Annotated in this window: 18 protein-coding genes; 10 read left to right on the top strand and 8 right to left on the bottom strand. The window is 59.6% G+C overall.

Annotation, left to right across the window (positions count from 1 at the left end; translation table 11 throughout):
- Positions 1 to 6 precede the first annotated feature (6 nt).
- The 7 genes from cyoE to hmpA form a co-directional block, all read right to left on the bottom strand.
- Positions 7 to 894 (bottom strand): heme o synthase, encoded by an 888-nt coding sequence (gene cyoE, locus ACA071_RS25935; RefSeq protein WP_149658140.1) that lies wholly within the window; start codon positions 892 to 894, stop codon positions 7 to 9.
- Between the two features lie 11 nt (positions 895 to 905).
- Entirely contained in the window at positions 906 to 1,241 is a 336-nt protein-coding gene (gene cyoD / locus ACA071_RS25940; RefSeq protein ID WP_054045505.1) for a cytochrome o ubiquinol oxidase subunit IV, read from the bottom strand.
- The gene (locus ACA071_RS25945) at positions 1,241 to 1,867 is read right to left on the bottom strand and encodes a cytochrome o ubiquinol oxidase subunit III (protein ID WP_497641726.1); all 627 of its coding nucleotides are present in this window, start codon (positions 1,865 to 1,867) and stop codon (positions 1,241 to 1,243) included. The genes cyoD and ACA071_RS25945 overlap by 1 nt, the downstream gene beginning before the upstream one ends.
- A 3-nt stretch (positions 1,868 to 1,870) precedes the next feature.
- Entirely contained in the window at positions 1,871 to 3,901 is a 2,031-nt protein-coding gene (cyoB, locus tag ACA071_RS25950; protein WP_497641727.1) for a cytochrome o ubiquinol oxidase subunit I, read from the bottom strand.
- 3 nt (positions 3,902 to 3,904) lie between these two features.
- On the bottom strand, positions 3,905 to 4,849 hold the full coding sequence (gene cyoA, locus ACA071_RS25955) for a ubiquinol oxidase subunit II (RefSeq protein ID WP_149658142.1): 945 nt from the start codon (positions 4,847 to 4,849) through the stop codon (positions 3,905 to 3,907).
- An 801-nt stretch (positions 4,850 to 5,650) separates the two neighbouring features.
- A complete protein-coding gene (locus ACA071_RS25960) occupies positions 5,651 to 6,160 on the bottom strand; it encodes a disulfide bond formation protein B (RefSeq protein ID WP_169373168.1) in 510 nt (169 codons plus the stop codon).
- Positions 6,161 to 6,395: 235 nt separating this feature from the next.
- Positions 6,396 to 7,577, bottom strand: a complete 1,182-nt coding sequence (gene hmpA, locus ACA071_RS25965; protein ID WP_497641728.1) for an NO-inducible flavohemoprotein — start codon at positions 7,575 to 7,577, stop codon at positions 6,396 to 6,398.
- A 147-nt stretch (positions 7,578 to 7,724) separates the two neighbouring features.
- Between hmpA and norR the strand changes: the two genes are divergently transcribed.
- From norR to ACA071_RS25990, 5 genes are all read left to right on the top strand, one after another.
- Positions 7,725 to 9,275, top strand: coding sequence for a nitric oxide reductase transcriptional regulator NorR (gene norR, locus ACA071_RS25970; protein WP_497641729.1), 1,551 nt, complete (start codon positions 7,725 to 7,727; stop codon positions 9,273 to 9,275).
- A 268-nt stretch (positions 9,276 to 9,543) separates the two neighbouring features.
- Complete coding sequence (locus ACA071_RS25975) at positions 9,544 to 10,446, top strand: chemotaxis protein CheV (RefSeq protein WP_497641730.1); 903 nt, start codon at positions 9,544 to 9,546, stop codon at positions 10,444 to 10,446.
- Between the two features lie 26 nt (positions 10,447 to 10,472).
- Positions 10,473 to 10,931, top strand: a complete 459-nt coding sequence (locus ACA071_RS25980; RefSeq protein WP_497641731.1) for a GNAT family N-acetyltransferase — start codon at positions 10,473 to 10,475, stop codon at positions 10,929 to 10,931.
- A 153-nt stretch (positions 10,932 to 11,084) separates the two neighbouring features.
- On the top strand, positions 11,085 to 11,411 hold the full coding sequence (locus tag ACA071_RS25985; RefSeq protein ID WP_497641732.1) for a hypothetical protein: 327 nt from the start codon (positions 11,085 to 11,087) through the stop codon (positions 11,409 to 11,411).
- Between the two features lie 83 nt (positions 11,412 to 11,494).
- Positions 11,495 to 12,244 (top strand): YkgJ family cysteine cluster protein, encoded by a 750-nt coding sequence (locus ACA071_RS25990; RefSeq protein WP_497641733.1) that lies wholly within the window; start codon positions 11,495 to 11,497, stop codon positions 12,242 to 12,244.
- Between the two features lie 172 nt (positions 12,245 to 12,416).
- Here ACA071_RS25990 and ACA071_RS25995 read toward each other — a convergent pair whose 3' ends face one another.
- Entirely contained in the window at positions 12,417 to 12,674 is a 258-nt protein-coding gene (locus ACA071_RS25995; RefSeq protein WP_083375782.1) for a hypothetical protein, read from the bottom strand.
- Between the two features lie 268 nt (positions 12,675 to 12,942).
- Between ACA071_RS25995 and ACA071_RS26000 the strand changes: the two genes are divergently transcribed.
- The 5 genes from ACA071_RS26000 (at position 12,943) to ACA071_RS26020 (ending at position 19,735) form a co-directional block, all read left to right on the top strand.
- Complete coding sequence (locus tag ACA071_RS26000; RefSeq protein WP_497641734.1) at positions 12,943 to 14,103, top strand: efflux RND transporter periplasmic adaptor subunit; 1,161 nt, start codon at positions 12,943 to 12,945, stop codon at positions 14,101 to 14,103.
- Positions 14,100 to 17,192 (top strand): multidrug efflux RND transporter permease subunit, encoded by a 3,093-nt coding sequence (locus ACA071_RS26005; protein WP_497641735.1) that lies wholly within the window; start codon positions 14,100 to 14,102, stop codon positions 17,190 to 17,192. Before ACA071_RS26000 ends, ACA071_RS26005 begins: the two co-directional genes overlap by 4 nt.
- Before the next feature lie 9 nt (positions 17,193 to 17,201).
- On the top strand, positions 17,202 to 17,879 hold the full coding sequence (locus ACA071_RS26010) for a heavy metal response regulator transcription factor (protein ID WP_169373157.1): 678 nt from the start codon (positions 17,202 to 17,204) through the stop codon (positions 17,877 to 17,879).
- Positions 17,869 to 19,233, top strand: a complete 1,365-nt coding sequence (locus ACA071_RS26015) for a heavy metal sensor histidine kinase (RefSeq protein ID WP_497641736.1) — start codon at positions 17,869 to 17,871, stop codon at positions 19,231 to 19,233. The genes ACA071_RS26010 and ACA071_RS26015 overlap by 11 nt, the downstream gene beginning before the upstream one ends.
- A gap of 277 nt (positions 19,234 to 19,510) precedes the next feature.
- Positions 19,511 to 19,735, top strand: coding sequence for a hypothetical protein (locus ACA071_RS26020; protein ID WP_497641737.1), 225 nt, complete (start codon positions 19,511 to 19,513; stop codon positions 19,733 to 19,735).
- Positions 19,736 to 19,821 lie beyond the last annotated feature (86 nt).

A 19,821-nucleotide genomic window follows, 5' to 3' on the forward strand; every position in this document is an offset into this window, starting at 1 on the left:
TAAACCTTACGGCGCATAAGTCAGCAACAGCTCACTCGGCACTTTGAAGTCCAGCGACATCATCACGCTCAACGCGGTAATGGTGAAGATCGAGAACACGAACAGCTTGCGTGCCCAGACCGTGTCATCCACTGCCTTGTAGCCGGTCCAGGCCATGTACAACCAGTACATGCCCATGGCCGCGGCGACGGCGAGGTAGCTCATGCCGGCGTAGCCGCTGAAGGTCAGCATCAACGTCGCGATCAGGAACGCCAGGATGTAGAGCAGGATGTGCTTCTTGGCGACCTGGATCCCGCGCTTCACTGGCAGCACCGGAATCGATGCGGCCAGGTAATCGTTGAAGCGGAAGATCGCGATGGCGTAGGAATGCGGCATCTGCCACAGGCTGAACATCACCAGCAGGGTCAGCGCGGCCATGTCGAAGCTGTTGGTCACGGCGACGTAGCCGATCACCGGTGGCATCGCGCCCGACAGACTGCCCACCAGCGTGCCGTGAACCGACTTGCGCTTGAGGTACAGGCTGTAGAAGCCGACGTAGATGACGAACCCGATGACCGCGAACAGCGCGGCCAGTGGATTAGCCACCTTGTACAACAGTGCAACGCCGGCGATGCCGAGGACGGTCGCGTAGATCAGGGCCAGTTTCAGGGAGATCAAGCCCTGGACCAGCACCCGGTTCTTGGTGCGTTCCATCTTCAGGTCGATGTCGCGGTCGATGCAGTTGTTGAACACGCAACCGGAAGCCACCACCAGGGACGTGCCGATCATGGCGGCCAGGAAGATGGCCAGATCGACATGCCCTTTCGAGGCCAGGAAAAATCCGCCCGCCACAGAAAGCACGTTACCGAAAATGATCCCCGGTTTGGTGATTTGGATAAAGTGCTTAAAGGACATCCGGACTTTCCTCAGTGCGCCATCATGACGGTGTGGATGCTGAACATGATCCACAGCGACAAGCCAACCAGCAGGACGATCACCATCGCAGCGAACACAAACGCGATCACGTTGTTACGCTGGGCGGCGGAGCGGTCCAGGTGGAGGAAGTACACCAGGTGAACCAGCACCTGGATCACTGCGAAGGCCAGTACGATCCACAGCGTCCAGACTTTCGGCAGCGATGGGTACATCACCAGGCCGAATGGAATGATCGTCAGGATCACCGACAGGATGAAGCCGATCGCGTAAGACTTTACGCTGCCGTGGCCGGCGTCGTGGCTATCGTGGGAATGTGCATTAGCCATTACAGGGTCCCCATCAGGTAAACAACGGTGAATACGCAGATCCAGACCACGTCCAGGAAGTGCCAGAACAGGCTCAGGCAGCTCAGGCGGGTCTTGTTGGTCGACGTCAGGCCGTGCTTGTTGACCTGATACATCATGATCGCCATCCAGATCAGACCACTGGTCACGTGCAGACCGTGGGTGCCGACCAGGGTGAAGAACCCGGACAGGAAGCCGCTGCGGCTAGGGCCGTAGCCTTCGGAGATCAGCATGTGGAACTCGTTGATCTCCATGCCGATGAAGCCCAGACCGAACAGGAAAGTGATGGCCAACCAGCCCAATACCGCTTTCTTGTTGCCCTTGAACAACGCCAGCATGGCGAAGCCGTAGGTGATCGAGCTGAGCAACAGGCAGGCGGTTTCGCCCAGCACGTATGGCAGCTCGAAGATGTCGTGGCCCGACGGGCCACCCGCTACGTTGTTAACCAGTACCGCGTACACCGCGAAGATCGACGCAAACAAAATGCAGTCGGTCATCAGGTAGAGCCAGAAACCGAATACGGTCATCTCGCCCGAGTCGTGGTGATGGTCATCGTGCCCATGTCCATCGACATGGGTGTGTCCAGCATTGGTCACTAAGTTCGACATGGTTTAAGCCTGTTCCAACGAGGTTTCAACACGGGTGGCGCCAGCCGGGATTTTCCCTGCTGCTACCAGACGCTTGTGCTGCTCGGCTTCGATGCGCTCGATCACGTCGACCGGCACCATATAGCCCTGGTCATCACGGGCAGCATGGATAACGAAGTAGATCACGGTGCCAGCGAGGCCGAAGATGGCCATCCACCAGATGTGCCAGATCATCGCGAAACCGAACACGGTCAACAGAGCACCCATGACCACACCGGTCGCGGTGTTGTTTGGCATGTGGATCGGCTCGTACTTGGCCGGAGTCTGGTACGCAGTACCGTTTTCCTTGGCTTCAGTGAACGGGTCGATGCCTGGGGCTTTCGGCAGTACGGCGAAGTTGTAGAACGGCGGTGGCGACGAGGTCGACCATTCCAGCGTATGGGCATTCCACGGGTCGCCGTGTTCGCACATGTTCTCTGGCTTCTTGCGGTCACGCACACTGACGTACAGCTGGATCAACTGGCAGGCAATACCGACAGCGATCATGACCGCGCCGAACATGGCTACGTGCAGGTAAGGCACCCACTCAGGGTTGGTGGTGGCGTTCAGACGACGGGTCATGCCCATGAAGCCCAGTGCATAGAGCGGCATGAACGCGACGAAGAAGCCCGAAATCCAGAACCAGAACGCTGCCTTGCCCCAACCTTCGTGCAGCTTGAAGCCGAACGCTTTAGGGAAGAAGAAAGCGAAACCAGCGATGTAGCCGAATACCGCGCCGCCGATGATCACGTTGTGGAAGTGAGCGATCACGAACAGGCTGTTGTGCAGGACGAAGTCAGCACCCGGGATGGCCAGCAGTACGCCGGTCATGCCGCCGATGGCGAAGGTCACCATGAAGCCCAGGGTCCAGAGAACCTGGCTGGTGAACTGCAGACGCCCGCGGTAGATGGTGAACAGCCAGTTGAATAGCTTCACCCCCGTCGGGATCGAGATCAGCATCGTCGCCAGCCCGAAGAAGGCGTTGACGCTGGCACCCGAACCCATGGTGAAGAAGTGGTGCAGCCAGACCATGAAGCCCAGGATCGAGATCGCGCCCGAGGCGTAGATCATCGAGTGGTGGCCGAACAGACGCTTGCCGGAGAAGGTCGAGATGACTTCGGAGAAGACCCCGAACGCCGGCAGAATCAGGATGTAAACCTCGGGGTGACCCCAGGCCCAGAACAGGTTGACGTACATCATTGGATTGCCACCAAGTTCATTGGTGAAAATGTGGAAATCCATGTAACGGTCAAGCGTCAGCAGTGCCAGGGTAGCGGTCAGAATCGGGAACGAAGCGACGATCAGAACGTTGGCCCAGGTGCAGGTCCAAGTGAAGATCGGCATGTCCATCATCTTCATGCCCGGGGTACGCATTTTCAGCACGGTGGCCAGGAAGTTGACCCCCGTCAGTGTCGTACCTAGCCCGGACAGTTGTAATGCCCAGATGTAGTAGTCCACGCCAACGCCCGGGCTGTAGCCCAGTTCCGACAGCGGCGGATACGCAACCCAACCGGTACGGGCGAATTCGCCGACACCCAGGGACACGTTCACCAGCACGACGCCGGAGACCAGCAGCCAGAAGCTCAAGGAGTTCAGGAACGGGTAGGCAACGTCACGGGCGCCGATCTGCAGCGGCACTGCAAGGTTCATCAGGCCGGTGAAGAATGGCATCGCCATGAAGATGATCATGATCACACCGTGAGCGGTGAAGATCTGGTCATAGTGTTCAGGCGGCAGGTAGCCAGGCGAACCCTCGGTGGCCATGGCCAACTGGGAACGCATCATGATGGCGTCGGCAAAACCGCGCAGCAGCATGACCATGGCGACGATGATGTACATCACGCCGATTTTCTTGTGGTCGACCGACGTCAGCCACTCGGTCCACAGGTAGGTCCACTTCTTGAAGTAGGTGATCAACCCGAAGACCGCCAGACCGCCGAGCGCGATCATGGCGATGGTAATCATCACGATCGGTTCGTGGAACGGGACCGCTTCCCAACTTAATTTACCAAACATCGTTTACTCCTCTGCCCCGGCAGCTGAATGCGAACTCATGTCCATCCCTTCCATGGCGGCCATTTCGTGCTCTTTTTTCTCGTGATGCATTGGCTGGCCCGGTTTCATGCCTTCGTACTTGTCGACGATGATCTGGAACAGGTTTGGCGTGAACGAGGAGTAGAGCTCGACTGGGTTGTTCTGGCTTGGTTTGGAAAGGGCTTCGTATTCAGCTTTTTCCAGCTGTTTAGGTGCCTTCTTGACATCACTGACCCAGGCATCGAAATCCGCCTGGGAAGTGGCGATAGCTTTGAACTTCATGCCGGTGAAACCCGCGCCGCTGTAGTTGGCGGAGATTCCGTCGAATTCAGCGTTCTGGTTGGCAATCAGGTGCAGCTTGGTCTCCATGCCCGCCATCGCGTAAATCTGGCCACCCAGGCCTGGGATGAAGAACGAGTTCATCACGGTGTCGGAGGTGATTTTGAAATTGATGGGCGTGTTGGCCGGGAACACCAGTTTGTTAACGGTGGCGATGCCTTGTTCCGGGTAGATGAACAGCCACTTCCAGTCCATGGAGACCACTTCAACGGTGATCGGCTTGACGTCGGATTCCAGCGGTTTGTAAGGGTCCAGGGCGTGGGTCGAAATGTAGGTCACGTAACCCAGGGCAATGATGATCAGGACCGGAACAGCCCACACTGCGATTTCAATCTTGGTGGAGTGCGACCATTTAGGCGCGTACACCGCGTTCGGGTTGGAAGCGCGATATTTCCAGGCGAACAGGAACGTCATGACGATGACCGGCACAACGACCAACAGCATCAGCAGCGTTGCGGTGATGATCAGGTTTCGCTCATCCAGGCCGACCTGGCCCTTGGGGTCGAGCAAGGTCATGTTGCAGCCTGACAGCAACAACGTGCCGAGCAGCGGCAATAAGCCTAGTAGTCTGGGGTACCTGTTTTTACTCATCTCACGACCTCTAAAGCAGCTTGCGCAATGCAGTTGGGTTTTGATCGCCAACACTTCACCCTGCCAAGGGTTGGCATTTTTCTTGGATTGAATAAGGGCTGCCCGTCGCGCGTCAGACGCTGTTCGACAAATCCTGGGCTAGCGGTGAGTTCTTATTCGAATTCGTGGTCAAAGGCCTTGTTACAGACCAATTCCATTTGGTGCGGATAGTCGGAAAGGCACCGACACCTGGGAGTCGCATGAAGCCGTTAAGCTTCTCGACGCCCTATTCTGCTCAGTCGAGAGCAGCGCCGGGAATTCAGTGCGGGCGATTGTAGATACGTCGCCGTGTATAAACCATGTCTCATCCCGAAATAATTTTTATCCGATCCAGCAACAATCATTAACGGATTTTGCAAAAGTTCGGCATGGTATCGAAATTAATTCTCAACAAAAACACCAAAATTTGTGGGGCTACCACCCGCAGTTCAGACAGCCTTCATGGCGCCTTGCCATCCGCCACCTCTTCCAAAGCCCCGGTAAGCAAGGGGTCTGGCGATTCGCCAAGGCCTGTTAAAACTGCCTGTTACACCATGAAGATGAACAAATGGGCAGAGGCCCTAACCGGGTCAATTCGTTACGTAGCTATGCACCGATTCCATCCTTTGAAATGCCCTGCGACACTCTGACTGTGACAACATGTCGCACACGTTGCGCACCCCAGGCTGTCGCACATCACGTTCTGTTTACTTAAGCCCTGAAATGCAAAACGCCCCGGCCCTCTCAATGAGGACCGGGGCGTTTTTTGTCTAACGCGACGGGTTAGCGCAACGCCTTGCGGTTACGCGAGACCAGCAGCGGCACCAGCACCACCACGAGTACAAACGACACCAGCGCCCACTGCGCCAGCGACAGGCCGAGGATCGGCGGGTACGGCGTGTCACAGAAGCCGTCGACCTGGAAGCCCAGCGGGAAGATCTTCGCCAGCGGCAGGCCATCGACGATCGGTTGCAGCACATCGACGCCGCAGCTGACCGCCGGGTAGAACTGCGTATAGACGTGATGCCCGGCGACCGCGACGCCACCGAGCGCGCAGATCACCACCAGCACCTCGAACACCGTGAGGCTGCGACGGGTACGCATGGCCGCGCCGATGAAGGCGAAGATGGCGATCAGCAACAACGCATAGCGCTGCAGGATGCACAGCGGGCACGGTGCCTCTTCCAGCACCACCTGCATGTACAGCGCGCCGCCTATCAGCGCCAGGCAGATGATGCCCAGCAACACCAGATAACGCCGCTCACGGCCCAATCGCATCGTTTCGTCACTCATCGCGTTTCCCTTCTGAATATCAATTGCCGGAAGTCTACACGCAGACCATGACCGTGGAGAGCCTGGCGCGCGCCGGTAGATGTCGGGGAATAGACGATAGGCTGGTTAAGGAGGGATTAACTTTTGAACAACAAGATCAAAAGATCGCAGCCTGCGGTAGCTCCTACAGGTATATACGCCCCCTGTAGGAGTTGCCGCGGGCTGCGATCTTTTTGGGTCATCCCATTGAAGCGACTTACTCCAAAGCAGAAGCCGGCCCAAAGAACTCATAACGACTCTGCTTCTCCGGCACACCCAGCGCTTTCAAGTGACGCTTGATCGCCGCCATAAAGCCCTTAGGCCCCAGGAAGTAAGCATCCAGATCCCGCTGCTGCGGCAACCACTCGCCCAACTGCTCCTGACTCAACAACCCGACCTTATCCGCCGCCGGGCTCACGCCGTCATCTTCGGCGTAGCAATAGAAGCGTTTGAGCTGCGGGTGACGCTCAGCCAAGCCATCAATCCAGTCACGGAACGCATGGACGCTGCCGTTACGCGCGCAGTGGATAAAGTGCACCGGCCGCTCGGTGGCCAGCGCCGCTTCGAGCATGGCAATGGTCGGGGTGATGCCGACGCCGCCGCTGATCAGCACCAGTGGTTTGTCGCTGGCGGTCAGGGTGAACTCGCCCGACGGCGGGAACAGCTGGATGCTCGCGCCCACGTGCAGTTGATCATGCAAGTGGTTGGAGGCGCGGCCGCCGGTTTCGCGCTTGACGCTGATGCGGTACTGGCCGTTGTCCGACAGGGACGACAACGAGTAATTACGACGAATCTCTTCGCCATCGAGGATTAGCTTCATGCCGATGTACTGGCCCGGCTCGGCGGCGAGGATCGGGCCTTTGTCGGCGGGTTCGAAGTAGAACGAGATGATTTCCGCGCTTTCCTCGACCTTGGCCACGACGATGAAATCCCGCGCCCCGCGCCAGCCGCCGGGTGCCTGTTCTTTCTGGTCGTAGATGCTGGTTTCGGCGCCGATCAGGATGTCGGCCAATTGGTTATAGGCAGCGCCCCAGGCGCCGATGACTTCCGGGGTGGCGATCTCTTCGCCCAGCACTTCGGCGATGGCACGCAGCAAGCAGGTGCCGACAATCGGGTAGTGTTCCGGGAGGATTTGCAGGGCCACGTGTTTGTTGATGATCTTGGCCACCAGATCGCCCAACTGATCGAGCTGATCAATGTGCCGCGCGTACATCAACACGCCGTTGGCCAGGGCGCGGGGCTGGTCACCGCTGGCCTGGTGGGCCTGGTTGAACAGCGGGCGGACTTGCGGGTATTCGGAGAGCATCATGCGGTAGAAGTGAGTGATCAGCGCTTCGCCACCGCTTTCCAGCAGCGGCACGGTGGATTTGACGATGGCACGGTCTTGGACGCTAAGCATAAGGGTACTCCTGAGCTTTTATGTGAATACCTTAGGCTTATCAGATTCCATGCCAACAATTAAACACATATAAATCAATAAGATATATACAACGTAGTCATATCGACACTGAGTGCTTTATAGTCATATCGACTATATGGAGTCACTATGACTGCAAAATCCCTGCTCACCGCCCTGCTGCCCCTGGTCTCCGACCTGTCCCGCGAACTGCCCGAAGGCGAGCGCTATCGGCGCCTGCTCGAAGCCATGCGCGCCCTGCTGCCCTGCGATGCCGCCGCCCTGCTGCGCCTCGACGGTGAATGGCTGGTGCCGCTGGCGGTCGACGGCTTGAGCACCGACACCTTGGGCCGGCGCTTCAAAGTCAGCGAACACCCGCGTTTCGAAGCGTTGCTCAGCAGCCCCGGCCCGACCCGCTTCGCCGCCGACAGCGACTTGCCCGACCCTTATGACGGTTTGGTCGATGGCCTCGACGAACACCTGGAAGTCCACGACTGCATGGGCTGCCCACTGTTTATCGACGAGCGTCCGTGGGGCTTGCTGACCCTTGATGCGCTGGACCCGGAGCGCTTTGAGCCGATTGAACTGGACGCCTTGCAAGCCTTCGCCAGCCTCGCCGCAGCCACCGTCAACGCCGCCGAACGCATCGAGCGACTGGCCAATCGCGTCGAAGACGAACACCAGCGCGCCGAGGTTTACCGCCAGGCCAGCGGCCAGCAGAACCGCGAGATGATCGGCCAGAGCAAGGCCCATAAACGCCTGGTGGAAGAAATCAGCCTGGTGGGCGGCAGCGACCTGACCGTGCTGATCACCGGGGAAACCGGGGTCGGCAAGGAACTGGTGGCCCAGGCGATTCACGCGGCCTCCGCGCGGGCCGACAAGCCGATCATCAGCCTCAACTGTGCCGCCCTGCCGGACACCCTCGTGGAAAGTGAGCTGTTTGGTCACGTGCGTGGCGCGTTCACCGGGGCGACGAGCGATCGCCGCGGCAAGTTCGAATTGGCCAATGGCGGCACGCTGTTTCTCGATGAAGTCGGCGAACTGTCCCTGACGGTGCAGGCCAAATTGTTGCGGGTGCTGCAAAGCGGTCAGTTGCAGCGCTTGGGCTCGGATAAAGAGCATCAAGTGGACGTGCGGCTGATCGCGGCGACCAACCGTGACCTGGCCGAAGAAGTACGCAGTGGCCGCTATCGCGCCGACTTCTACCATCGCCTGAGCGTTTATCCGCTGCTAGTCCCGGCCCTGCGGGATCGCGGGCGCGATGTGTTGCTGCTCAGCGGCTTTTTCCTGGAACAGAACCGTTCGCGCATGGGCCTTAATAGTCTGCGCTTGAACAGCGATGCCCAGGCAGCGCTGCTGGCCTATCAGTGGCCGGGCAACGTGCGGGAACTGGAACACTTGATCGGTCGCAGCGCGTTGAAGGCGCTGGGCAACTGCAAGGAACGGCCGAAGATTCTCAGTTTGAGTGCCGCCGATCTGGATTTGCCCCATGGCAGCGTTGAAGTGCCTGTCGAGCAACCGACCGTCAGTCCTGTGGCTTTAGTCTCGGGTGACTTGCGGGCGGCGACCGAGGATTATCAGCGGCAACTGATCAACGCCTGCCTGGAACGCCACCACAACAATTGGGCGAGTGCGGCGCGTGAGCTAGGCTTGGACCGGGCGAACCTTGGGCGGATGGCCAAGCGGTTGGGCATGAAGTAACCCGCACCCTGTAGCAGCTGCCGAAGGCTGCGTTCGAGGACGAAGTCCTCGCCACCCGGGCAAACGCAGTACACCTGTTGCACCGCAAGCTCAGATTTTACGACTGCTTCGCAGCCGGACGCAGCCTTCGGCAGCTGCTACAGAGATCGCACTGGTCGGCAATACGGGGATTTAGCCTAAAGCCTGCCCCTAACAAGTCGATAACCCGGCATCAATAGCTTCTGGCGACTCTTTACTCGCCCATCACCTTTCTCCAAAGAAGGTTTTTATGTCCTCCACCAAAGCCCGCGCAGATTCACTTTCGCTTCTTCTGTTTACCTTGCGCAGCGGCAAGCTGATGGCGATCAACCTGCTGAAAGTCAGTGAAATCATCCCCTGCCCGCCGCTGACCAAGCTGCCGGAGTCGCACCCCCACGTCAAAGGCATCGCCACCCTGCGCGGCGCGTCGTTGTCGGTGATCGACCTGAGCCGCGCCATCGGCGAACGGCCGCTGGAAGATCCCAACGGCGGCTGCCTGATCGTCACCGATGTCAGCCGCTCCAAGCAGGGCCTGCACGTGCAGGCCGTGAGCAAGATCGTGCATTGCCTGACCACCGACATCCGTCCGCCACCCTTCGGTTCCGGCGGTGTGCGCTCGTACATCACCGGCGTGACCTCGGTCGACGGCGTGCTGGTGCAAGTGCTGGACATCGAAAAGGTCATCCACGGCATCGCCCCGGCGCAGATCGAAATGGCCCCGACCGAGCTGAGCATGGAAGACGCCGAAGTGCTGGGCAACGCGCGAATCCTGGTGGTCGATGACAGCCAGACTGCGTTGCAGCAGTCGGTACACACCCTGCGCAACCTCGGCTTGCAATGTCACACCGCCCGCAGCGCCAAGGAAGCCATCGATTGCCTGCTGGACCTGCAAGGTACTGCCCAGCAGATCAACCTGATCGTCTCGGACATCGAAATGTCGGAGATGGACGGCTACGCCTTCACCCGCACCCTGCGCGAAACTCCGGATTTTTCGCACCTCTATGTGCTGCTGCACACCTCGCTCGACAGCGCGATGAACAGTGAAAAGGCACGTCTGGCCGGGGCGAACGGGGTACTGACCAAGTTCTCCTCGCCGGAACTGACCAAGTGCCTGATCGAAGCCGCCAAGGCTGTCGCCGAACAGGGTTACTGAGTTTGGCCGAGGACTTTTGCTTTCTGATGCGGCGCAACCTCACTGAGGCGGTGCCGGCCAGCGCCTGGCCAAGCGGCATTGAACTGCGCCACTACCACCCCGAACTCGCCGAAGCCGTGCATCAGTTGATGGAGATGGGTTATCGCGAAGGTGGCGGTCGGGTACCAACGCTGGACGTCTGGCAGCAGCGCTTTGAAACCGATCCCGAATACGATCCGAGCCTGTGCTTTATCGCGCTGGATGACGAAGGGATCGTCGGCGTTTGCCAGTGTTGGACCAGCGCCTACATCAAGAATCTGGTGGTACATCCTCGCGCCCAGGGACTCGGACTTGGCCGCGCCTTGCTGCTGCATGCGTTCAAGGTGTTTCAGCAACGGCGCGAAGGGTTTGTCGATTTGAAAGTGCTGGAAGACAACCTGCGGGCACAGCGGTTGTATGAAAGTGCCGGAATGCGGGTGGTTCGGCGGGAGCCAGTACCGGCCTGATGCCGTTAAAAGATCGCAGCCTTCGGCAGCGCCTGCAGGTGATCGCATTTTTACTGTAGGCGCTGCGGAAGGCTGCGATCTTGGCGGTGTCGGCCATTCGAAACTCTTGAGGCATACTCCAACCTTGGCCAACACGCACAAGGATGCCCGCTTATGAAAACCACCACCGTGCTCTTCCTCAGCCTCATCGCCCTCGCCCCCCAAGCTCACGCCTCCAGCCCCGACGCCTGGGCCGCCTATGACAAAGCCGTACTCGCCAGTTGCACCAAGGCCAGCGGCCTGAAGGACGCCAAACCCGTCGGCACCGCCGCGCAATTCGACGACCGCGTCGGCTACACCGCGCTTCAGCTGCAAGGCCAATACCCGCAAAAGCACATGAAGGGCCAGCAAGGCACTGAGTTATGCCTCTACAACAAAAAAACCAAAACCGCCTACGTGACCGAATGGGACTCCATTCGCCCGACCTCCAAAAAGCCGTGAGTGGCGCATAACTTGCTTCGAGACACGCCTGCGCGATGGCTTTCTGTCGCCCTTTCATGCCCTCACCTGCGACCGATCGATCAATGAATACGACGTTTTCCTGCGTAGGTTGCGGCAAATGCTGCAACGATCACCACGTCCCCCTGACTCTGACGGAAGCCCGCATGTGGGCGAACGATGGCGGTCAGGTGATCGTGCTGGTGGAAGGTTTTCTGGGCAGTGGCCTGGGCCTGCCGGTGCAGCAACGCGAGCATGCCGAACGCCGGTCGGTGAAGGTTCGAAGCGGCGCCAGCGATGCATACGTGGCCATCACCTTCGCCGCCTACAACGTCGGTCCCTGCCGGAATCTTGACGAAGACAACCTCTGCCGTATCTACGAACGCCGGCCGCTGGTGTGCCGCATCTACCCGATGGAAATCAATCCGCACATCCCGCTGAACCCGGCGGTGAAAGAGTGCCCGCCCGAGTCGTGGGAACAGGGCCCGGACTTGATTGTAGGGGGTGAATTGGTTGATCAGGAACTGGTGGCGTTGATCCAGCGCTCGCGGCAGGCGGATCGCGATGACGTTCAAACCAAGGATGCGATTTGTGGGTTGTTGGGGATTCGCACCACAGCGCTGAAAGGCGACGGGTTTACCGCTTATCTGCCGGAGATGGGTGCTTTTGCTTCGGTCATCGATCAGGTTGTGGCGCAGCCGTTGGATGATCACGGCAGTGAATGGCTGTTTCATGTCTCGGGCGAGGACATTGCCGGGCAAGTGCTGGCGGCCGGGGCTGAAGTGGCGATTGAAGCACCGCTCAACTATGCGTTTATCTCGCTGCGGGCGGCTTGATCCAAGGGGTGCGTTGCCTGTGATGGCCCCTTCGCGAGCAAGCCCGCTCCGACATTAGATTTGTGTCGTTCACAAATCCCCTGTGGGAGCGGGCTTCCTCCAGGACGGCAGGCCAGCCACTACCTATTCCGAACCTGTCCGTGCTCTGCTCCAGCCGAAAAGTGGCTGGCGGTCAGCGTTTACCCATCGAGCGACGAGTACCCGGTGGCGCTGCGCCAGGGGTCTTGGTGTGACCGTTCTTGGCACCGTTTTTGTACCACGGCTGGCTGGCGTTCTTGGCCGCGGCCAGGTCGCCTGGTTTGAACGGAAACTTGAACGCCGGGATCGCGGCTTTGGTTTCGCTGTCTGCGCTGGAGTCGACGCTGTCTGGCAGGTCTGCCGGGTCGTCGCTCAAAGCGTCGGCGACCGGCGGTTGTGTCGGGGAAGTCATGAAAGCTCCGGGTGATGCACAAAGAGTCGGGCCCGGTGGGTGGGCCGCGAAAGGCGGCAGTATACCCATGTCGAGAGCGGCAAGCTGTAAGCGGTGAGCTTCAAGCGACAAGTAGTCGGTCTGTGGGTTGTGTGTTGATGAGGCTGACGCCTGCCAAACTGACAGCCCCGTCAGTTAGCAGTCACCTTCCTGACCGGGTAACAGGACTATAAGGGGAGGTATAAAATCTGACCTTATTCCCGTCCCTCTAGCCCGGCGCCCCACTCGCATGCGAATTCAGAAAAAAACCGCCTTGCTCGCAGCCCCCCTGATTGTTCTGGCAGCGCTGGGCCTGTGGTACGCGACCAAACCGGCCACCGCCAAACTGGCGGCCCCGACGGCTATCCCGGTGCGGGTCGTGGCTGTTACGGAAAAAGACGTGCCGCGCTACGTCAGCGGCATCGGTTCGGTGCTGTCCCTGCACAGTGTCGTGGTGCGCCCGCAGATCGACGGCATTCTCACCAAGTTGCTGGTCAAGGAAGGTCAATTGGTCAAGACCGGTGACCTGCTCGCTACCATCGACGACCGTTCAATCCGCGCCAGCCTCGATCAGGCCCGCGCCCAATTGGGTGAAAGCCAGGCGCAGTTGCAAGTGGCGCTGGTCAACCTCAAGCGCTACAAATTGCTAAGCGTCGACGACGGCGTTTCCAAGCAGACCTACGACCAGCAACAAGCGCTGGTCAACCAACTCAAAGCCACCGCCCAGGGCAACCAGGCGTCCATTGATGCCGCGCAAGTGCAGCTTTCCTACACGCAGATTCGCTCCCCGGTCACCGGTCGTGTCGGGATTCGTACGGTGGACGAAGGCAACTTCCTGCGCATGGCTGACGCCCAAGGGCTGTTCACCGTGACCCAGATCGACCCGATTGCCGTGGAGTTTTCCCTGCCGCAGCAAATGCTGCCGACCCTGCAAAGCCTGATCGGCGACCCGCAACGCGCTCAGGTCAAGGCCTACATTGGCGCCGACACCGATGGCGAAACCGGCAACTTGCTGGGCGAAGGTCACTTGACCCTGATCGACAACCAGATCAGCGCCAACACCGGGACCATCCGCGCCAAGGCTGAATTCAACAACGCCAGCCAAAAGCTCTGGCCCGGCCTGCTGGTGACGGTAAAGATTCAGACAGCACTGGATAAAGATGCGCTGGTGGTGCCGCCAACGGTCGTACAACGCGGCCTCGATCAACATTTCGTGTATCGGGTCAACGGCGATAAGGTCGAGACCGTGCAGGTGCAGATGGTCTACCAAGGCAGCGGCCAGGACATCATCACCGGCGTCAAACCCGGTGACGTACTGGTCAGCGACGGCCAGTCGCGGCTCAAGCCCGGTTCCACGGTGCAAGTGTTGAGCGATCCACCGCAAGTGGTGCAAGCGGAGCCTAAACAATGAGGGGCCCGTCCGCGTGGTGCATCGATCACCCGGTCGCCACCATTCTGTTGACCTTTGCCCTAGTGCTGCTGGGCGTCATCGCCTTCCCGCGCCTGCCCATTGCCCCACTGCCGGAAGCCGAATTCCCGACCATTCAGGTCAACGCGCAACTGCCCGGCGCCAGCCCCGATACCATGGCGTCGTCGGTGGCCACGCCGCTGGAGGTGCAATTCAGCGCCATCCCCGGCATGACCCAGATGACCTCGAGCAGCGCCCTCGGCTCCAGCCTGCTGACCCTGCAATTCACCCTTGATAAAAGCATCGACACCGCCGCCCAGGAAGTCCAGGCCGCGATCAACACCGCCGCCGGCAAACTCCCCAAGGACATGCCGACTCTGCCGACCTGGAAGAAGGTCAACCCGGCCGACAGCCCGGTGCTGATCCTCAGTGTCAGCTCGACCCAGATGCCCGGCACCGAACTCAGTGACTTGGTGGAAACCCTGCTATCGCGTCAGATCAGTCAGATCGATGGCGTAGGCCAAATCAACATCACCGGTCAGCAACGTCCGGCCATCCGCGTCCAGGCCTCGGCAGACAAACTCGCCGCCATCGGCCTGACCCTGGCGGACATTCGCCTGGCGATCCAACAGACCAGCCTCAACCTGGCCAAAGGTGCGTTGTACGGGGAGTCGAGCATTTCGACCCTGTCCACCAACGACCAATTGTTCCACCCCGACGAATACAGCCAACTCATCGTTTCCTACAAGGACGGTGCACCCGTTCATCTCAAGGATGTCGCCAAAGTCGTCAACGGTTCGGAAGATGCCTACGTCCAGGCCTGGGCCGGCGATCAACCCGGGGTGAACCTGGTGATCTCCCGGCAACCGGGGGCGAACATCGTCGAGACTGTGGATCGCATTCAAGCCGCACTGCCGGGCCTGGAAGCAATGTTGCCAGCCTCGGTGCAGGTCAAAGTGTTGATCGACCGCACCCAGACCATTCGCGCGTCGTTGCACGAAGTGGAAATCACCCTGCTGATCGCGATCATGCTGGTGGTAGCGGTGATGGCGCTGTTCCTGCGCCAGTGGTCGGCGACCATGATTGTGTCCGCCGTATTGGGTGTGTCGCTGACCGCCAGTTTCGCCCTGATGTACATCATGGGTTTCAGCCTGAACAACCTGACTCTGGTGGCGATCGTGGTGGCCGTGGGGTTTGTGGTCGACGATGCGATTGTGGTGGTGGAGAACATTCACCGGCACCTGGAGGCCGGCGACGGCATGCGCGAGGCCGCGATCAAAGGCGCTGGCGAGATCGGTTTCACCGTGGTTTCCATCAGTTTCTCGCTGGTGGCGGCGTTTATTCCGCTGCTGTTCATGGGCGGCGTGGTCGGGCGGTTGTTTAAAGAATTCGCCCTGACAGCGACCTCGACCATCATGATTTCGGTGGTGGTGTCGCTGACCCTGGCGCCAACCCTGGCCGCGCTGTTCATGCGTGCGCCGGTGCATCACGCCCACAGTAAAAAGACTTTCGGTGATCGCTTGCTGGCCGGCTATGAAAAATACCTGCGCCGCGCCCTCGCGCATCAGAAAACCATGATCGGCGTGTTCTGCCTGTCGTTGTGCCTGGCCATCGCCGGTTACATCTTTATCCCCAAGGGTTTCTTCCCGATTCAGGACACCGGTTTTGTCCTCGGCACCACCGAAGCGGCTGCCGACATTTCCTACGGCGATATGGTGAAAAAGCACTTGGCGATGGCGGAAATCGTCGCGGCGGATCCGGCAGTCCAAGCGTTTTCCCACTCGGTCGGCGTTTCCGGCAGCAACCAGACCATTGCCAACGGCCGGTTCTGGATCGCCCTGAAAAAACGCGGCGATCGCGATGTGTCAGCCAGTCAGTTCATCGACCGCATCCGTCCGCAATTGATGAAAGTCCCCGGCATCGTGCTGTACCTGCGCGCCGGCCAGGACATCAACCTCAGTTCCGGCCCAAGCCGCGCCCAGTACCAATACGTACTGAAGAGCAACGACGGCCCGACACTCAGCACCTGGACCCAACGCCTGACGGACAAACTGCGGACTAACCCGGCGTTCCGCGACATTTCCAACGATCTGCAACTGGGCGGCAGCATCACCCACATCAGCATCGACCGCAGCGCCGCTGCGCGTTTTGGCTTGACCGCCAGCGATGTCGATGAAGCGTTGTATGACGCCTTCGGCCAGCGGCAGATCAACGAGTTCCAGACCCAGATCAACCAGTACAACGTCATTCTGGAACTGGACACCAAGCAACGCGGCAAGGCCGAAAGCCTGAACTATTTCTACCTGCGCTCGCCGTTGAGTGGGGAGATGGTGCCTTTGTCGGCGCTGGCGAAGTTCGATGCGCCGACCATTGGCCCGTTGTCCATCGCCCACGACGGGATGTTCCCGGCCGCCAACCTGTCGTTCAACCTGGCGCCCGGCGTCGCGTTGGGCGACGCGGTGATCCTGCTCAATCAGGCCAAGGCTGAAATCGGCATGCCGGCGGCCATCAGCGGTAACTTCCAGGGCGCGGCCCAGGCGTTCCAGAGTTCGCTGGCCAGCCAACCGTGGCTGATCCTCGCGGCGCTGGTGGCGGTGTACATCATTCTCGGCGTGCTCTATGAGAGCTTCGTCCATCCGCTGACCATCATTTCGACCCTGCCGTCGGCGGGGCTTGGGGCGGTGATCATGCTGTGGATCTGGGGCCAGGACTTTTCGATCATGGCGTTGATCGGCCTGGTACTGCTGATCGGCATCGTCAAGAAAAACGGCATCCTGATGATCGACTTCGCCCTCGAAGCGCAGCGCAAGGGTGGCTTGCCGCCGGAAGAGGCGATTTTCCAGGCCTGTATCACGCGGTTCCGGCCGATCATCATGACCACCCTCGCCGCCCTGCTCGGCGCGTTGCCGCTGATGCTCGGCTACGGCACCGGCGCCGAACTGCGCCAGCCATTGGGGATTGCGGTGGTCGGCGGCTTGCTGGTGAGCCAGGCGCTGACGCTGTTTACCACTCCGGTCATATACTTGTGGCTTGAGCGACTTTTCCATAGACCCAAACCAGAGCCACTGCCGGCGCTGGCGACCACAGACTGAGGCGGGGTCATGCGCGTTCTGATTATCGAAGATGAAGAAAAAACCGCGGACTATCTGCACCGCGGCCTGACGGAACAGGGTTACACCGTGGACTTGGCGCGGGACGGCGTCGAGGGCCTGCACCTGGCGCTGGAAAGCGACTACGCGGTGATCATCCTCGACGTCATGTTGCCGGGCCTCGACGGCTTCGGCGTACTGCGTGCCTTGCGCGCCCGCAAGCAAACCCCGGTGATCATGCTCACCGCCCGCGAGCGCGTGGAAGACCGGATCAAAGGCCTGCGCGATGGCGCCGACGATTACCTCGGCAAACCGTTTTCCTTCCTCGAACTGGTGGCGCGCCTGCAAGCGCTGACCCGGCGCAGCGGCGGCCATGAACCGGTGCAAGTGAGCATCGCTGACCTGTGGATAGATTTGATCAGCCGCAAGGCCACCCGCGCTGGCGCTCGTCTGGACCTGACGGCCAAGGAGTTCTCGCTGCTCAGCGTGTTGGCTCGTCGTCAGGGCGAAATTCTGTCGAAAACGGCGATTGCCGAGATGGTCTGGGACATCAATTTCGACAGCGACGCCAACGTCGTCGAAGTCGCGATCAAACGCTTGCGGGCCAAGCTCGACGGGCCGTTCGACGAGAAGTTGCTGCACACCATTCGCGGCATGGGTTATGTGCTGGAGAGCCGCGGTGTCCAGTAATTCCATTGCGCTACGTTTGAGCGGGATGTTCACGCTGGTGGCGCTGCTGGTGTTTCTGTTGATCGGCTGGGCCTTGTATCAGCAGGTCGACAAAGGCCTGGGTTTGTTGCCCGAAGCCGAGTTGGACGCGCGCTATAGCGTGCTCGAATCCACGGTCGGGCGTTATGGCACGCCCGAGCATTGGGTGAAGATCAACAACAAGCTCAAGTTGCTCGGCGAAGAAGACAAACGCATCAGTTTCTGGATTATCAGCGGCGATTCGCAGTACGAGTACGGCAACATTACCCCGCAGATCCGCGCGTTTGCCGAAGGACCGTTGGGTCGGCGCGACTTGCAGCTACCGAATCATTCCTCGCCGCTTAAAGTGTTGGTCAGCCAGTTCCAGGCCAAGGACCAGCGCCCCGCGCTGCGCTTCATGATTGGCATCGACACCGAGACGTTTCTGCAGACTCAGCATCACTTGCTGATCGCCCTGATCAGCCTGGCGATTATCGGCGTGTTGCTGGCCTCGGCCCTTGGTTACTGGGTGGCGCGGATCGGCCTCAAGCCGTTGATCAAGTTGTCCCAGGAAGCCCAACGCCTGGCGCCGCCGTTGCGTTCGGGCCGGTTACGGATGTCGCCGTTGCCGCCGGAGCTGGATCAGTTTGTCAGCTCATTCAACTCCACTCTCGAACGGGTCGAACAGGCCTATTCGCGCCTGGAGTCGTTCAACGCCGACGTTGCCCACGAACTGCGCTCGCCGCTAACCAACCTGATTGGCCAGACCCAAGTCGCGCTGACTCGCGGGCGTTCGGCGGAACACTATTTCGAAGTGCTGCAATCGAATCTCGAAGAACTGGAACGGCTGCGTTCGATCATCAATGACATGCTGTTCCTCGCCAGCGCCGACCAGGGCAGCAAGGCCACCAAACTGACCTCCACCTCCCTGGCCGATGAGGTGGCGACAACCCTGGAGTATCTGGATTTCATTCTGGAGGATGCGCAGGTTCAGGTGCAGGTCAGCGGTGATGCGCAGGTGCGGATCGAAATCGCGCATCTGCGCCGGGCGTTGATCAATTTACTGAGCAATGCGGTGCAGCACACTGAGCCTGGGCAGGTGATTGAGGTACGGATCGAGGTCGAGGAACATCAGGTGAGTATCGGCGTGGCCAATCCGGGATCGCCGATTGCCAGCGAGCATCTGCCACGGTTGTTCGAGCGTTTTTATCGGGTGGATGCGTCGCGCAGCAACAGTGGCAATAACCATGGCCTCGGTTTGGCGATTGTGAAGGCGATTGCGCTGATGCATGGCGGGGACGTGTTTGTGCGCAGTGATCATGGGATGAATACCTTCGGCATCCACCTCCCGGTTTGACCCAACGCGACCCTGTAGCAGCTGGCGAAGCCTGCGCCCGGCTGCGCAGCAGTCGTTAATCCTGCACACGCGGTTTGCCTGAAAGAAATTAGCGCATGATTTTACGACTGCTGCGCAGCCGGGCGCAGGCTTCGCCAGCTGCTACAAATTCGCGTTGCTCCGATGACTATTGCTTCCCACGCAACAGTCCTTTCTGAAATGCGCTCTGTTTCCCATCGCCCTTGAACCTTAACCTTGGCGCACCAAACAGCACTTGCCAAGCAAGAAGGTTTTAAAGATGTCCAACACTATGGGTATTGCCAGCGCTTTCGTTTTGTCCACTTTGTTCCTGTCTCCGTTCGCCATGGCTGAAGAATCGCCCGCCTTTGTCGCGCAAAATGCGACGCGAACCAAAGCGTTCGAGCAGTCCCAGGCCGAGATGACCGCCAAAGCCCAAGATGCTGAGCAAACCCCTCAAGCGTCCACTTCTGCAGCCAAGCAACAGGCTGAGAAAGATAGCTGATCTACCGTATCGCTCTGTTTCCCTCGACACTTTTCATCGGCTCTTCCCTTTGAAAAGTTGTCTTCAAAGCCGCTGCTATCAGCGGC

The organism is Pseudomonas sp. LBUM1646, assembly GCF_059716165.1.

Bases quoted from the DNA above. Each gene is read 5' to 3' on its own strand.
- cyoE (WP_149658140.1), bottom strand. From the start codon at position 894: ATGTCCTTTAAGCACTTTATCCAAATCACCAAACCGGGGATCATTTTC.
- cyoD (WP_054045505.1), bottom strand. From the start codon at position 1,241: ATGGCTAATGCACATTCCCACGATAGCCACGACGCCGGCCACGGCAGC.
- ACA071_RS25945 (WP_497641726.1), bottom strand. From the start codon at position 1,867: ATGTCGAACTTAGTGACCAATGCTGGACACACCCATGTCGATGGACAT.
- cyoB (WP_497641727.1), bottom strand. From the start codon at position 3,901: ATGTTTGGTAAATTAAGTTGGGAAGCGGTCCCGTTCCACGAACCGATC.
- cyoA (WP_149658142.1), bottom strand. From the start codon at position 4,849: ATGAGTAAAAACAGGTACCCCAGACTACTAGGCTTATTGCCGCTGCTC.
- ACA071_RS25960 (WP_169373168.1), bottom strand. From the start codon at position 6,160: ATGAGTGACGAAACGATGCGATTGGGCCGTGAGCGGCGTTATCTGGTG.
- hmpA (WP_497641728.1), bottom strand. From the start codon at position 7,577: ATGCTTAGCGTCCAAGACCGTGCCATCGTCAAATCCACCGTGCCGCTG.
- norR (WP_497641729.1), top strand. From the start codon at position 7,725: ATGACTGCAAAATCCCTGCTCACCGCCCTGCTGCCCCTGGTCTCCGAC.
- ACA071_RS25975 (WP_497641730.1), top strand. From the start codon at position 9,544: ATGTCCTCCACCAAAGCCCGCGCAGATTCACTTTCGCTTCTTCTGTTT.
- ACA071_RS25980 (WP_497641731.1), top strand. From the start codon at position 10,473: ATGCGGCGCAACCTCACTGAGGCGGTGCCGGCCAGCGCCTGGCCAAGC.
- ACA071_RS25985 (WP_497641732.1), top strand. From the start codon at position 11,085: ATGAAAACCACCACCGTGCTCTTCCTCAGCCTCATCGCCCTCGCCCCC.
- ACA071_RS25990 (WP_497641733.1), top strand. From the start codon at position 11,495: ATGAATACGACGTTTTCCTGCGTAGGTTGCGGCAAATGCTGCAACGAT.
- ACA071_RS25995 (WP_083375782.1), bottom strand. From the start codon at position 12,674: ATGACTTCCCCGACACAACCGCCGGTCGCCGACGCTTTGAGCGACGAC.
- ACA071_RS26000 (WP_497641734.1), top strand. From the start codon at position 12,943: ATGCGAATTCAGAAAAAAACCGCCTTGCTCGCAGCCCCCCTGATTGTT.
- ACA071_RS26005 (WP_497641735.1), top strand. From the start codon at position 14,100: ATGAGGGGCCCGTCCGCGTGGTGCATCGATCACCCGGTCGCCACCATT.
- ACA071_RS26010 (WP_169373157.1), top strand. From the start codon at position 17,202: ATGCGCGTTCTGATTATCGAAGATGAAGAAAAAACCGCGGACTATCTG.
- ACA071_RS26020 (WP_497641737.1), top strand. From the start codon at position 19,511: ATGTCCAACACTATGGGTATTGCCAGCGCTTTCGTTTTGTCCACTTTG.